10 protein-coding genes are annotated in these 15,077 nt (G+C 42.3%); 5 read left to right on the plus strand and 5 right to left on the minus strand.

The features are described from left to right. The first annotated feature begins 2 nt into the window (after positions 1-2). The 4 genes from KIS77_03855 to KIS77_03870 are packed head-to-tail and all read left to right on the plus strand — an operon-like array spanning position 3 to position 7,300. On the plus strand, positions 3-1,826 hold the full coding sequence (locus tag KIS77_03855) for a DUF262 domain-containing protein (GenBank protein MCW5921452.1): 1,824 nt from the start codon (positions 3-5) through the stop codon (positions 1,824-1,826). Beyond that, entirely contained in the window at positions 1,823-3,232 is a 1,410-nt protein-coding gene (locus KIS77_03860; protein MCW5921453.1) for a restriction endonuclease subunit S, read from the plus strand. Before KIS77_03855 ends, KIS77_03860 begins: the two co-directional genes overlap by 4 nt. Then, positions 3,216-6,212 carry a type I restriction endonuclease subunit R gene (locus tag KIS77_03865; GenBank protein ID MCW5921454.1) on the plus strand — a complete coding sequence of 999 codons (2,997 nt, stop codon included), beginning with the start codon at positions 3,216-3,218 and terminating at the stop codon, positions 6,210-6,212. Before KIS77_03860 ends, KIS77_03865 begins: the two co-directional genes overlap by 17 nt. A 20-nt stretch (positions 6,213-6,232) precedes the next feature. Beyond that, complete coding sequence (locus KIS77_03870) at positions 6,233-7,300, plus strand: hypothetical protein (GenBank protein MCW5921455.1); 1,068 nt, start codon at positions 6,233-6,235, stop codon at positions 7,298-7,300. A gap of 27 nt (positions 7,301-7,327) precedes the next feature. Here the strand turns inward: KIS77_03870 and KIS77_03875 are convergent, their stop codons facing one another. The 5 genes from KIS77_03875 to KIS77_03895 form a co-directional block, all read right to left on the minus strand. After that, the gene (locus KIS77_03875) at positions 7,328-8,368 is read right to left on the minus strand and encodes a hypothetical protein (protein ID MCW5921456.1); all 1,041 of its coding nucleotides are present in this window, start codon (positions 8,366-8,368) and stop codon (positions 7,328-7,330) included. After that, on the minus strand, positions 8,365-10,380 hold the full coding sequence (locus KIS77_03880) for a hypothetical protein (GenBank protein ID MCW5921457.1): 2,016 nt from the start codon (positions 10,378-10,380) through the stop codon (positions 8,365-8,367). The genes KIS77_03875 and KIS77_03880 overlap by 4 nt, the downstream gene beginning before the upstream one ends. Before the next feature lie 159 nt (positions 10,381-10,539). Then, the gene (locus KIS77_03885; protein ID MCW5921458.1) at positions 10,540-11,448 is read right to left on the minus strand and encodes an Abi family protein; all 909 of its coding nucleotides are present in this window, start codon (positions 11,446-11,448) and stop codon (positions 10,540-10,542) included. A 566-nt stretch (positions 11,449-12,014) separates the two neighbouring features. Next, positions 12,015-12,671, minus strand: a complete 657-nt coding sequence (locus KIS77_03890) for a hypothetical protein (GenBank protein ID MCW5921459.1) — start codon at positions 12,669-12,671, stop codon at positions 12,015-12,017. A gap of 11 nt (positions 12,672-12,682) precedes the next feature. Continuing rightward, complete coding sequence (locus KIS77_03895; GenBank protein MCW5921460.1) at positions 12,683-13,891, minus strand: site-specific integrase; 1,209 nt, start codon at positions 13,889-13,891, stop codon at positions 12,683-12,685. A 490-nt stretch (positions 13,892-14,381) separates the two neighbouring features. Between KIS77_03895 and KIS77_03900 the strand changes: the two genes are divergently transcribed. Then, positions 14,382-15,071: a hypothetical protein gene (locus tag KIS77_03900; GenBank protein ID MCW5921461.1), complete on the plus strand. Its 690-nt coding sequence runs from the start codon at positions 14,382-14,384 to the stop codon at positions 15,069-15,071. Positions 15,072-15,077 lie beyond the last annotated feature (6 nt).

A 15,077-nucleotide genomic window follows, 5' to 3' on the forward strand; every position in this document is an offset into this window, starting at 1 on the left:
TTATGAGTCAGACAATTTCCACATTTGACAGCACAAAAGAGCCGTTAGCAGATTTGCTGAAAGCCATTCACAACGGAAAAATTCAACTTCCCGATTTTCAACGAGGTTGGGTATGGGATGATTACCACATTGTTAGCCTTCTCGGTAGTCTCGGAACGGCATATCCTATCGGGGCAATAATGGTGTTGGAAACAGGTAATCCTGATGTGAAATTCAAAACCAGATTGATAGAAGGGGTGCAAGGAAGTTCAGAAAAGGAAGCCGAACGATTAATACTTGATGGTCAGCAAAGGCTCACTTCTCTTTATCAATCTTTGTTTAGCAACGCGCCTGTTAAAACTCGTGATAGCCGTGGAAACGAAATTGATCGGCTTTATTACATTGATATTAGAAAATCACTTGATCGCAACTATGATCTAGAAGAAGCAGTCCTTAGCCTTCCTCCTTCTAAACAGGTAGTAAATTTTCGTAATGAAGTGCAGGAAGATTATTCCACTCAGCAGTTGGAATGGAAACACGAAGTTTTCCCACTTAATATTGTATTTGATGTGAATCGTTGGAACACTTGGCAGACAGGCTATTTACAGGCAGAAGGAAATGAAAAAATGTTGGAGCGTTTGAATCGCTGGAATCAATTTTTTGGAAAGGTTTTGCAAGCCATTCAACAATATAATGTTCCTGTAATAAAACTGAACAAGGAAACTCCCAAAGCGGCAATCTGTCAGGTATTTGAAAAAGTCAACACTGGCGGAGTTTCTCTTACCGTTTTTGAATTGCTTACCGCCACATTCGCAATTGACGATTTCAACCTAAGGGATGATTGGACAGCACGAACCAAGAAGTTTAAAGAACAAGCCGTTCTGAAAAACCTTCCTAATGATAATTTTTTACAGGGGAATACTCTGTTAACTTCGTACACACGCAGGTTTGCGGCAGAATTCAACAAAGTAAAAGAGGAGGAGTTGCCAGCCGTAACCTGTAAACGAAAAGATATTCTCCGTCTTGAACTTGAAGATTATACAACTTGGGCGGAGAAACTTCAGCAAGGATTTATCAACACTGCCAAGTTCTTGCATACCCAGAATATCTTTAGTGATCGTGATATTCCCTATTCGTCTCAACTTGTCCCATTAGCCGTCATTCTAGTTTTAGCAGGCGATAAGATGGATAACGACGGCATACGTAGCAAAGTCAAACGATGGTTTTGGTGTGGCGTTCTTGGCGAACTTTACGGTAGTGCTACTGAAACCCGTTTTGCAAAAGATGTTTACGAAGTAATGAAATGGATAAATGGAGGCGAAGAACCGTCAACAGTGAAAGAAGCAAATTTTTATCCTTCCCGATTACTCAGTTTAAGAAGCAGGGGCAGTGCCGCATACAAAGGTATTTATGCTTTGATGATGCAAACTGGCTCGCTAGATTTCCGTTCCGGCGAAGCAATTAACTCAATCACTTATTTTGAGGAAGCCGTAGATATTCATCACATCTTTCCCAAAAAATGGTGCACGGATAACAATATTGAGTCCAAAATTTACGACAGCATCATTAATAAAACGCCTATATCCTACAAAACCAACAGGAAAATTGGCGGACACGCCCCAAGTATTTACCTTGAAAAATTGAGAAGTGAGAACAACGACCATCCAGACCCTTTAACTCGCCAACGAGAAATACTCTCTACTCATACTGTCCAAGCAGATCATTTGCAGTCTGATGATTTCACTCAATTTTACAACTTGCGTGCAAAGGCTATTCTTGCAATGATAAGCAACGCAATGGGTAAACCAGTGAATCTCGAAGCCGGAAAAGAAATATTAGACCTATGAGAAAGCCGTATCCTAAATATAAACCTACTCCTATCATTTGGCTCTCTCAAGTACCGGAGCACTGGAACATATTTCGTTTCAAATCATTACTCAAATCTGAAACTAACGGAGTATGGGGCGATGACCCTAAAGGCGATGAAAATGATATTTTATGTTTACGTGTAGCAGATTTTGACAGGGACTTTGAAGTGCTGAGCCAAGAAAACAACACTGTGAGAAATGTCTCTCCGAGAGATTATGAAAACCGCAAACTTATGGACGGCGACTTATTAATCGAAAAATCAGGGGGAGGAGAATTATTGCCTATTGGCAGAGTAGGTATTTATTCTTGGGAAGAAAAAAGGGCCGTTTGTTCAAATTTTATGGCGAGGCTTAAACCCCAATTACGTTACACCAATACAAGATTTCTTTTTTATTTGTTCAAAGCATCGTATGTCTTCCGACTTAATTTGTTGGCGATAAAGCAAACTACCGGAATTCAAAATTTAGATACAGCAAATTTTTTTAATCTTAAAATCTCTGTCCCTCCACTCCCCGAACAAACCCAAATCGCCAAGTTCCTCGACTACAAATGCGCCCTCATCGACACCGCCATCCAAAAGAAAACCCGCCTCATTGAACTGCTCAAAGAGCAAAAACAAGCCATCATCAACCGCGCTGTAACACGCGGGCTTAATCCTGATGCTCCAATGAAAGACTCGGGCATTGAGTGGCTTGGGAAAATTCCGGAACATTGGAAGGTTACAAAATTCAGAAGAATTATTAATAAGATTGAGCAAGGCTGGAGTCCATTCTGTGAAGGTAGAGAAGCAGATGTTGAAGAATGGGGAATTATGAAAGTGGGTTGTGTCAATCAAATTGAGTTTAATCCTTTAGAAAATAAAGCATTGCCAAAAAACCTAAAGCCAAAGGAAGATTATGAATTGCATAAAGGCGACTTACTTATGTCACGGGCTAATACGAAAGAGTTACTTGGTAGTATTTCAGTAGTTGGGGATATTAGGCCAAAATTAATGCTGTGCGATAAACTTTATAGAATTCACACTATCTCAGATATTGATAAGGAATTTTTAGTGTTTTTACTCAGAGCATTGCCATCAAGAAGGCAAATCGAGGAATTTGCTACTGGAGCAAGTAGTTCAATGCAGAATATCTCACAAGCAAAAATTCTCAGACTTTGGCTTGCCTTACCAAACACTGATGAACAAATTGAGATTAGAAACTTCATAAAAAATGAAAGTAAGGGGATTGATGTTACCATTTCTCGCATTGAGCAGGAAATTGAACTGATAAAAGAATACAAAACCGCCTTGATTGCCGAAGCCGTAACGGGTAAGATTGATGTAAGGGAATGGAAACCGAAATCCAAAATCACCAACCAGGTTGAAAATGTTGCAAACCTCTGATACTTCCGAAAAGGGCTTGGAAGCCATCATCGAAACGCACCTCGCCGAAGTTGCAGGTTATCACCGTGCCTACTCCAATGAGTATGACCGCGACCTTTGCATCAACCGCAGGCATTTGTTCAAGTTTTTGAAAGAAACCCAGCCCGAGAAATATGAGACCATTTTGAAACGCGGGGAAGAAACCTTCCTAAAACGCCTTGCGGAACAAATCCGCAAGCGTGGCGTCATTGATGTGCTCCGCAAAGGCATCAAAGATTTAGACCTTACCGTCAACCTGTATTACAAAAAGCCCACTTCTACGCTCAATAAACGCGCCATCCGCGATTACCAAACCAACCTTTTCGCCGTTTGTCGGCAACTCTTTTTCAGTAGTGATAACCGGAAATCGCTCGATATGGTGATTTTCCTGAACGGCTTGCCGCTCATCACTTTTGAACTCAAAAACCACTACACCGGCCAGAATGTTAAAAATGCCATAAAGCAATATCAGGACGACCGCGACCCGAAAGAACCTGTTTTTGCCTTCAAGCGGATGATGGTACATTTTGCCGTTGACCCTGATCTGGTGTATATGACCACCAAATTAGAAGGCAAAAACACCTTCTTTCTTCCCTTCAACAAAGGCTTTAACAACGGCGCAGGCAACCCGCCCAATCCCAACGGCTTAAAGTCGGATTACCTTTGGAAGGAAATCCTCACCAAAGAAAGCCTCTCTAATATCCTTGAAAATTTCGCGCAGGTAGTGGAAGAAAAAGACGAAGATACCGGCAGGGTAAAAGAGAAATTGATTTTTCCGCGCTACCACCAACTTCGCGTGGTTTCCCGCATCTTGGAAGATGCTAAAGGCAAGGGCATCGGGCAACGTTATCTCATTCAACATTCCGCCGGTTCAGGAAAATCCAATTCCATCACCTGGCTTGCTCACCTGCTTACCGAATTGCACAATGAGCAAAACGAAAACATTTTTGACTCTGTCATAGTGGTAACAGACAGGCGCGTGCTCGATAAACAGATAAGGGATAACATCAAGCAATTTGCCCAGGTCAAAGGCGTGGTAGAGGCAATCACCGAAGGAAGCAAGCAACTCAAACTTGCACTTGAGGAAGGCAAAAAAATCATCATTACCACCATTCAGAAGTTCCCGCACGTTGTGAAGGAAATCGGTGAACTCGGCGCCAAGAAATTCGCCATTATCATTGATGAAGCCCACAGCAGTCAAAGCGGGGAAACAGCCGCCAAGATGAATCTTACATTGGCTACCAAGCCGTTAGCCGATCAGTCGGTCGCACTTGCCGCCGAACCGGAGGTTGCTTATCAGGAAGACCCCGAGGAAACCTACGACACGGAAGACCTCATCAACGCCATCATCGAGCAACGCAAGATGCTCAAAAACGCCAGTTACTTTGCTTTTACGGCTACACCTAAAAACAAAACGCTGGAGGTTTTCGGTATCCCTCAACCGGACGGCACTTTTCGGGAGTTTGATTTATACTCGATGAAGCAAGCCATTGAGGAGGAATTTATCCTTGATGTTCTCCAAAACTACACCACCTACCAATCCTATTACAAACTCAACAAAGCGGTTGAAGAGAACCCGCTTTTTGATACGAAAAAAGCCCAAAAGAAACTCAAAGCCTACGTCGAAAGCCATCCTTTTTCTATCAAGGAAAAGGCAAAAGTGATGATAGATCACTTCCAAAGCGAAGTTCAAAATCAGATAAACCGGCAGGCAAAAGCAATGGTGGTGACTAAATCAATCGCCAATGCCATTCAGTATTACTTCGCCTTCAAAGAGTATTTGCGGGAGATACATTCGCCTTACAAAGTTATCGTCGCTTTCTCCGGTAAAAAGACCGTTGACGGTCAGGAGTACGACGAAGCCAAACTAAACGGCTTCTCAAGCAACGACATTCCCAAAGAGTTCAAAAAAATAGAATATCGCTTTCTGATTGTTGCCAATAAATTCCAGACGGGTTTTGACCAACCCCTGCTCCACACGATGTATGTGGATAAGAAGTTGCGGGATGTGCAGGCAGTTCAAACCCTTTCCCGTTTGAACCGTGCCTTCAAACCTTGGAAAGCCGACACGTTCGTTCTTGATTTTTTCAACTCCGTTGATGACATCAAAGAGGCTTTCAACCCGTATTACACTACCACGATTTTGAGCGAAGGCACTGATGCCAACAAACTCAATGATCTGCAAGACGCGCTCGACAATGCCCAAGTGTATAATGAGGGCAATGTGATTGCCTTCACCGATTTGTACTTTAAAGGTGCGGAACGCACCGAACTTGACCCCATTATTGATGTCTGCAAACTCAATTACGACACGGATTTATCCGAGGAGCAACAAGTGGATTTTCTGGTGCGGGCAAAATCCTTTACCCGCACTTATGCTTTTCTTTCGAAAATCCTTTCGTTCAACAATGCCTACTGGGAGCGCCTTTACTGGTTCTTGAAATTTCTCACTCCCAAACTCAAACCTAAAGAAGAGGAAGACTTGGCAAAAGGCATTTTGACAGCAGTTGACCTGGACAGTTACCGCCTGAGCCGCGTTACTACCGATGATATTAAACTCGCCGGCGCAGGCGAACTAACCCCTACTCCGCCGACGATGCGCGGCAGTAAGGGCGAGCCGGAACTGGACGAACTGGAAGCCATTGTTCGCATCTTCAACGAACGGTTCGGCAATATTGACTGGATAAAAGACGATAAAATCAGGAAGGTGATGTTCGAGGAAATCCCCGACCAACTTGCAGGCGATGAGGATACGATGCGGAAAATAATAAACTCCGACCGTCAGAACGCCAAAATCACATCGGACGAAAAAACTACTGATGTGGTAATGGATTTTATGACGACCAGCACCGATTTTTACAAAATGTTTATGGATAACCCCGACTTCAAACGCCAGTATTTGGAGTTCATATTTGATAAACTTTGGAAGCAGGCGAATAACCAGAGACAAGCAGGCATATAGTTTTTAAAATTGCCCCAACGATGAAAAAAGAAGTTAAACACCTTTATAACAAGGCTATTGAATCCCTCATTCTTAGTGTAGAAATCTTTAACCGTCCGAGTGACTCTGGCCGAGTGCACGGGGTATTGATATTTATGGATCACTCTTTCGAAATGTTACTGAAATCCGGCATTCTTCATAAAGGAGGACAGATTAGAGATAAAAGGAAAAGTGAGACTATTGGTTTTTCAATGTGCGTAAAGAGGGCGTTAAGTGAAGGGGCAATTCGTTTCTTAAGTGAAGGGGAATCCTTAACATTAAATACTATAAATAGTCTAAGGGATGCGGCACAACACCACGTTTTGGAAATGTCAGAACAGCATCTCTACTTCCACGCTCAAGCAGGTTTGACGCTTTTTCGTGATTTGGCTCTACGATTATTCAACGATAACCTTAGGGAAAGAATACCAAGTAGAGTCTTGCCTTTATCAACTATACCTCCTACTGAAATCCAAGAATTTTTTTCAAATGAGGTTGAGGATATACGAAGGCTTTTACAACCTCGAAGTCGGAAGTCATTAGAAGCCTCAGAAAGATTGCGTGGACTTGCGATAATGGAGAATACAACACAAGGGGTTGATACACAACCTTCAAATTCTACACTAAATAAAATCATCAAAAGGCTTAAATCCGGTGATGATTGGGCAGAGATTTTCCCAGGGGTAGCAACTTTAACTTTTACTGCTGAAGGCTATGGCCCTTCGCTTGACCTACGAATTGTAAAGCAAGGCGGTATTCCAGTTCAGGTTGTTCCAGAAGATACAGCCGGTGTTCAAGTGGCCTTAAAGAGGGTCAACGAATTAGATTTTTACAATTTTAGTAGGAATGAATTGGCAGATAAAATGGGTTTATCAGGGCCTAAAACTTCTGCGGCCATAGAATATTTCAAAATCAAAGAAGACCCCGAATGCTATAAATCTATTAAAATCGGGAAATCTAAGTTTGACAGGTATTCTCCTAAGACCATAAAGTCAATTCAAGTGGGTCTTGAAAAGGAAGATATTGAACAAGTTTGGGGAAATTATAGTGGGAAGAGAAAGACAAGATAAAAACTGCAAATTAAGCATCCTCGATATTTACCTTCCAACAATCACTTCAACCGAAAAGGAAATATCTTTAATGGTTCGATTGCCATTGAGGTCGTAAAAGTTTTGATTCGTTTTACTTTTACTGAAAGGGTCGTAAACGTAACAGATTAAGTGTTTAAGCCATTTACATTCATAGTATGACTCAATGTCATTTTTAAGTTGTTCAATATAGTCTTTTTCGTTGCTGTCAGTCTCCTTAATCATTTTGACCTCTATAAGAATTCCTTCCTCTCTAATAATCAAATCAATTTTATTAGATTTAACTCCAACTCTAGGGGTTGGGTCTTCCTCTTTTAACTTGGGAAAAATTGACTTGAGTATAAGGTATAGCAAATCCTGAACATCATATTCATCATTTATCTTGAATGGCTCGTGCCCTTTTCTTCTGTCTCCTTTTATTTTTTTTACAGCATCGTCAAAATTATTTAACACCTCAACAACTAGTGTTTTAGCGTCCTTTTCCAAATACTGAGTTTTTACTATTGATTGGGTTGTCAAATATTTCTCCAAATCTTCTAGTATAAGTAAATCAATAATATCATTTCCGTCTTTTAAGAATTTATGTAAGGATTCCTTTAAATTTTCCTCCGGAAAATCAGTGCCATTTAAATATGCAAGTAGAATCCAAGCAGGATCGTTTTCAACGACTCCTAATGCTTTTATAAAGGCATCACTATATTCAGGCAAACATTGCGCAATCAAGTATTTATTCTTGATTGAAGTACTCTTGAACTTATTTTCAATCTGCTCTTGTAGCCTTTTACCTGATGCCAGATGTATTCCTATCAACTTATAAATATTATCCGAAAAACTAAATCCTTTGGTTGGTTTTTTTGAAATAGTTACATTTATTACGGTTTCATCAACGGGTAAGTTTTTAAATCCCCTCACTGCAATTGCTTCCTCTTCCGCTAGATTAAAATCAAGTTTTGAAAGTTTACTTTTATCTCTGACAAAATAGTAAACAAGCGACCGGAGGTTCAATTCCTCAACCAGTCGAGATTTTAAGGCGTCTATTTCTGATTTCAAATAAACCATAATTTATCGCTAACGTATTTCAATCTGTCATAATCCCAATTTGGGACTTTACATAATTTTTCTGCCATAGATGCCATTAGGGAGGGATACATCAATGTTACGGTTTTTTTAGAAGGATTATAACTTCTGTGAGATAAGTTTGAAAACCAATACACTTGTTTAGCCAAGTAGAAAAGGTCGGTAAAGCCATTTGAACGTTTATCTAATTCAATTTTGAGAGGTAATGAACTTTCTGGGACGAAGTGTAAAAGAGCAGTATGTGAATCAAGTTTAATCAAAGAGCCTTTTTTAATTGTTGCTTTCCCGTCATCATTGTAAAGTCTGAAATTATGACCATAGCCAAGATGAAGGAGAGCAAAATCGAATTTAAAACTATTTAACCGCCTTGTAACATTCTCGATTGCTTTTATTTCGTTATCAGCACCGGCGCTCTTATAGAGATGAAAAATGAGCCTGAATGATTCTTTTGTATTTATATTTTTAGTAATCACTTCATAAAGTTGATTGTAAAGGTATTCTTCAAGGTTTTGTGCATAGTTATCAAAAGTTGATAAGGGAGCACAATCACCAACGATATATCGTCCATCTGCGTGAAATATCTGAGCAATCCCGAGCACAGTTTTTCCGTCGGCTCTGATAGTAGAACCAATACCTATAACCAGTTCATCTTTTCTTTTTTCTTCTTTTTCAATTGTCCAAGCCGTTCCTCCGATTTTTGCGTAAATATTTAGTGTAATATTACTAAGTACAAGAGGGTGTATTTTCTTCTTTATTGTTTCTGCCTGTACATCTTGAGTAGGAATGCCAGACCCTAATAGTTTAGCCTTACAAAAATGATACGGTGATATTGCAGGGGGGAGTTTTTCGTGATCTTGATTTACTATAATCAAGAAGAGGTCGCAATTTTTGGATACACTTGAGGCATCTTGGTATATGCCTTTTTCATAAGATGGTAAGGATGTGTCCGCAATTTTAAATAAGTGAAATTGCAAATTTTTCAAATGCAAATCTGCTTTTAACACTTCTTCTAATCTATTCAAAAAGCCTTCTGTAACTCCTTCATATTCGGCTGGGTATAATACTCCAATGTTTACCTGCTTATCTTCGAACATTCCATAAGACGATGGCTTATAAGTTCGCACCATATCATTATAAAAACGCATTCGTTTGGTATCCGTCGTTCCTCCATAAAAGTATCGCAAGGGGGAGAAGAGTTGCTCTGAGCGAACTCTATCAAAAGGCAAATACCTCCAATTAAAATCTTTCACCTTAACTCTGGAAGGAAGATAGATTTTATCCTTACGCTTTTGAAGCCAATCTGAGAAATTTTTTATGATGATAAAAGTGGATGTAGATTTCTCCAACTCCGTCGTTTTCGTTTCGAAAAAACTTTGAGTCCCAGTAGCCTCAAGAAAATAATATCTTGAAGAAACATCAGGAATCACAGTTTCACCGTCCTCTGCAATTTTCAAGTGGCCAATATCAATTCCCTTCCTTAGAAAGTCATTTACTTTCCAGTCAAATTTGAATTTTAGGCTACTTGCTAATGTAAAACCGTGATAGATAGTTTCGCCAGGCGTAAAAAAATAAGGATTGAAAGTTACTTGCCTATTTGCAATTAAACCTGGAATACGACCTTCTAAGGCATCATTTGGAGAGGTTAATTCCCAAGTATGGCTATGGTTATTTTTATGAAGTCTGTAATCCTTGAGGGTTGCCATCGCCCCCACAATCGAGATTTCTATTATTTTGGAAACAATATGTGGATGTTCCCTTCTGTTGATCCAGATTTTTTTTCCTATTGGGTTAGGCTGAACATCTGTCGCGGATTTTTCCCAGAAAAATATATTTTCTCCTCTTCTATAAAAGGCAAAATCGGGGTTACTTGCCCTCAATTCAAGATAAGCCTCTTTTGTTGGATAATTTTCATAAGGAAGAGTCCAGATTTCAAAATTATCATTGGAGAGTTCGCATTGGATGAAGTTTAAAAACAATCCACTCATCGGTAATCAAGATTAATATTTCGTAAGGAGTTTGAAGCACAAAAGTACAAAAATCAAGCCACAAGCAAAATTTAGCAACTATTTGTTGGATTGATAACAGGGAAGGGTTTTACTCGTTTGCCCATCTATGCAAACACTCATCTGCTCATTTGCGCAAACTCACTTCACCCACAAATCTTCACTCTGCCAGTTCGTGTGCATCCCAAGTGCGTGAATATCCACCGTCGGATATTTGGCCACCAGTCCCGCAAGTTTGGAAGTGAAATGATGCCCAGGGCTTACCACATCGAGCAGGTATTTCATACAACACAGATGCACATATAATTTATGGTGCTCGGTAACGGGTGGCACAAGTTTCAGCCACGGCGCGGGTGGCTTCGGCAGTAACTTCGGTCGGCCAGGCAGGTTCTTGTTCCATAACCTTCCGTGATGGGCGCAAATATTTCGGATTTGAGAAATGGATTGCAACCAACTTTGAAGGTAAGTGTGGTTCACCGTGTTCAATTCACCGGCAATCAAATCCTTTGATTTCAGTGAAGGAAGCAAATTCGCGTAAAGTTTGGAAAGGGTCGTAAAACTCGCTACTTCCAAAGTTTTCCAAGCAGGCGGTCTCCTCGTATCGGTGTGATATTTCAGGTAGTGTTCTTTGATGAAAGTATCTTTCGATTGTTGCAGTTCCCGATCAATCGAAAGGAGGCAATCCGAATGATTTATCCGATTTTTGAAATGCACTGCATCCTCAAACCACCAGGGGTTTATCTCGTGTGAGAGGTGGTAAATCAGTCGGGTACGAAGCCCGATCTCAATGCGCTCAATCACATCGAAAAGTAAAACCCTGAGTTCCCGATCAAAATTGTAAAGCGCGATGACATTTTCAAACCGGCTTCCGGCTTTGAAAATATGGTTAATCTTGTCCGCTTGCAGAGGCCACCAGTAACCCGCCAAGCGGTAGTAACTGATGTTGGACAAAAAACTCTCCGCTTCCGCGACATCGGAAATAATCATCCCCCTTTTTTGAAGAAGGCGGATTTGATCTTGAATAGTAGTGGCCGGTTTAGTGTATCGCATAGGTCAAAAAAAAATACCCTCTTGAAAATGTATTTAAACACTCTCAAGAGGGTATCACGAATTTTTAGCAGGTGCTATAAAAAAACAAGACTCGCCCTGGGACGCTGATCTGACGGGTAGCGTGGCGAGTACTGTTGGCGCAAAGATAGCACAATTTTTCATTTCAGTCAAGTTCTTGACAAAATAGCCTTCAAAAAGCCTTTGGGGGTGCGCAAACGCGCGTTTGCTTATTCTCTCATTTAGGCATTTGCGCAAATGGTCATTTGCCTAAATGCCTAAATCCCCTTCCCTCTTCAAACTTTAGTCCTTAGACAAAAACTGCCGCATTTGTCGCACCGCCTCCAACCTTACCCTGTTATCTTCAACCGATTGAGTAACAGTTTTGTGAGGCGGCTTCCCTTCCCCTTTCCGCCGCTCTTCCTTTTCAAGGGAAGCCGCATATCGTTCCTTAAATCTCATTTCAAGCCTCGCAAGGTTGCGCTCGGTGAAAGGGTCGCCCTTGTCCAACCGAACGCCATAAAAAACCGCTTTGGAACTAATCAATTCTTCAACATCTACCGCCCGTTTTACAACGGGCGAAACGCCTTTCCCAAGTCGGCGCCATTCAATTCCTGCTCCTGAAAGCCAAGTTCCCTGCTCTCATTTTCTCTTTCAGTCAACCCCACTTCCTGCTTTTCCGGCAACTCCCTCACAGTCTCCCCGACCGGAAGTCCTTTGACAAACCGCTCAAATTCATTTCTCGCTATGTAGAAATTCCGCAATTCCTGCCATTGCGCCTGATTTTGGTAGAGTTCCATTTGCGTTGCAAATGTGGTCTCCCGCAAAATCATAATCTCAATCACCCACCCGATGAGCATCAGGGTAGAAACCGAGATCGTCCAGGAAAGCCCGTAAGGAAGCATCACCAAAACTGCTTCGCAAAGCGAGAGAATGAGCAAAGCAGTCGCAGCAATTATCCCGAAGGAAAATTTGCTTTGTATTCGCGCAGGGTTCAGTTGGAAAAAGAACACCAAAGTCCCCCTGCCCGCTTGAATGGCAAGCGGGACGAGGAACGCGGCAATCTTAAACCCGATGCTTTCCGCATCTTGTGCGTGAAATATCCCCATAATCAGGGCAGATATGAGGTAAGTGCCGATGAGAAGCCCAAAGGAAAGTAGCGGCAAAACACGGCGCATTTGCCGCACCGCCCGCTCAAAATCGTGATTGATGAGAGTATGTTCCATAGGAGCAATTTTTACTCAATGATAAGCGTGTGATATTTGTCCAAAACTTCCTTGTCAAAGGAATCAAGGTAAACTTGCGTTACCTCTTCGGAAGAGTGTCCCAATGCTTCGCTGATAACAGCCGTCGGCACACCTTTATATTTAGCGATGGTTGCGTATGAATGCCTTGCGACATAACTGGTGAGCGTAGCCTCAATGCCGCATAACTCGCCGATCTCCTTGAGTCGGCGGTTAAACTGGCGCAACTCGTCCCGAACATTCATCAGTTGCCGTTTTGGGTCGTCCGACTTGATGACATTCAGAATAAAGTCGCCTTTCTTCTTCCCTTGCAGGTATTTGTCCAGTATCGCTTGCAGGGGCGCAGAGATGGGAATGGAGTGAAGCCGTCCGGTCTTTTGCCTCTTATATTCAATTCGTCCGCCGGTGATGTTCCGGACTTGCAGAAAAGCCAGATCGACGAAAGACGCTCCCATCAGGTAAAAACTAAGGAGGAAGTAATCTTTGGCGCGCGCCTGCCGTTCGGTTTTCGGCTGGAACTGCTTGATGAGTTCAAGGTCAGCCCCTGAAATAGCCCGCTTACGGGTAGATTCCCCCTTGATCCTGTAATCAGTGAAGGGGTAATAATCTTTGGAAATCAGTTTTTGCTTGATGGCGCGGTTATACAATGCCCTGAGCGTCCGCAGGCTGACACTCAACCCATTCGCGGAATTGCCTTTGGAGAGATACCAAGCCTCGTATTTTTTCAGCCAGGTATAAGTAATCTGCTTCATCGGGAAGTCCCTGCCCTTCACAAAGTTGAGGACACTCCTGAGCATCGTGTCATAAACCCGTGCATTGCCGAATTTTTTGGCATCTTGAAGTTCAGCAATCATCGCTTCACCGAAAGCGAGGGTCATCGTCTCGGTGCTCTTTTGGGTAACATAGTTTTTGAGTTCCTCCAAAGTGAGGGTATCCAACTTGCCCTCGTCTTGAAGCCGGATGAGAACATCCTGCACCTTTTGCTTATCTTTGCTCAGGAGCGCGTTAAAGCGGGCGATATTCTCAATTGTCCGGCAGGAAGATTTTACCTTCTGCCCCTTCTCGTCCCAATCTTTTGCAGAGAGGTTATGACCGAGACTCAAATCAAAAGGTTTGCGGTTGTGAACAACCCGAAGTTTGAGGGGATAAACATCCCCCTTCTTCTTGTAACGAGTGTCGAGAATGATGTTTGCAGAGATCATAGTTTGAAAGACCCGCTTGCAAATTTGCAAGCCATTTGCAAGCAAATATAGGTTCTTTCCGACACCTTATGAAATCATCGCAAAAAATTAGTACTGATAATCAGCCAGTTAAAACCAAATGAAACCAGATAAAACCAGATTGGTGACGCTTTGGGAGCAGGGGGTCCCAGGTTCGAATCCTGGTATCCCGACAAGAGGCCACCTTTCGGTGGCTTTTTTTGTTTGTGCCATGGGTGGAGGCCTTTGCGATTTGGCCGAAACCCCCGAAATGACCGTGCCTGCCGTTTTGAACGAACGGCGCTTGCAATCCTTTGGAAATCATGCAAATGGCTAAAAGCCGCAATCTGCTCAAAATCACGGAGAGCAATCATGGTGAACTGACAAATCCTAGCAAATCAAGGTATAAAATGGGGGTGTTTTAGTTGTGTTTGGCAAAAAATAATTGTCGAGCCAAGTCACAACTTATCGTCGAAGTATTGAGATTTGTGCCATGACTATCCGCCTACTGCTTTTCACGCTTTTCTTCAATTGTATGTCTCTCTCCGCTCAAACCGACTCGCCGTTCGAGGCCGAAATCCGCGCATTCGAGCAGTCGGACATGATTAGCAAACCCGCCAAGGGCCAAATCCTTTTGTACGGCAGCTCCACCATGGCAATGTGGAATTCGTTTCAGCAGGATTTGGCTGGCTATCCGGTCATTAACAGAGGTTTTGGCGGCTCGCAGATGTCGGATGCGATTCTTTATTTCGACCGGGTGGTGGTGCCGTTGGAGCCGTCGTGGATATTGCTCTATGAAGGCGACAATGATTTGACGAATGGGAAAAAGACACCGCGACGGATATTTAAGGATTTTAAAATTTTTATGAAACAGGTGAAGCGTAAGTTGCCCCAGACAAAAGTTGCCGTATTTTCGCTGCGTCCGAGCATTGCTCGTGAGACCACGATGCCACAGCAGCGAAAAGTGAACAGGCGCTTCAAAAGGTATGCTTGCTGGCATCGAAAGCGAGTGTTTTTTATTGATGCCACGAATCCGCTTCTTACTCCCGACAGAAGGCCAAACCCCGAATTTTTGCATGAAGACCAATTGCATCTGAATGCCAAAGGATATGAGGTGTGGACGAAGGTGACACTTGATTTTTTGCAAAAAAAGGTAGCGAAAGCAATAGCGGATGCCCCCTGACGCCCT

This window comes from Saprospiraceae bacterium, from assembly GCA_026129545.1.
Classification (GTDB): domain Bacteria; phylum Bacteroidota; class Bacteroidia; order Chitinophagales; family Saprospiraceae; genus M3007.

Bases quoted from the DNA above. Each gene is read 5' to 3' on its own strand.
- KIS77_03855 (MCW5921452.1), top strand. From the start codon at position 3: ATGAGTCAGACAATTTCCACATTTGACAGCACAAAAGAGCCGTTAGCA.
- KIS77_03860 (MCW5921453.1), top strand. From the start codon at position 1,823: ATGAGAAAGCCGTATCCTAAATATAAACCTACTCCTATCATTTGGCTC.
- KIS77_03865 (MCW5921454.1), top strand. From the start codon at position 3,216: ATGTTGCAAACCTCTGATACTTCCGAAAAGGGCTTGGAAGCCATCATC.
- KIS77_03870 (MCW5921455.1), top strand. From the start codon at position 6,233: ATGAAAAAAGAAGTTAAACACCTTTATAACAAGGCTATTGAATCCCTC.
- KIS77_03880 (MCW5921457.1), bottom strand. From the start codon at position 10,380: ATGAGTGGATTGTTTTTAAACTTCATCCAATGCGAACTCTCCAATGAT.
- KIS77_03885 (MCW5921458.1), bottom strand. From the start codon at position 11,448: ATGCGATACACTAAACCGGCCACTACTATTCAAGATCAAATCCGCCTT.
- KIS77_03890 (MCW5921459.1), bottom strand. From the start codon at position 12,671: ATGGAACATACTCTCATCAATCACGATTTTGAGCGGGCGGTGCGGCAA.
- KIS77_03895 (MCW5921460.1), bottom strand. From the start codon at position 13,891: ATGATCTCTGCAAACATCATTCTCGACACTCGTTACAAGAAGAAGGGG.
- KIS77_03900 (MCW5921461.1), top strand. From the start codon at position 14,382: ATGACTATCCGCCTACTGCTTTTCACGCTTTTCTTCAATTGTATGTCT.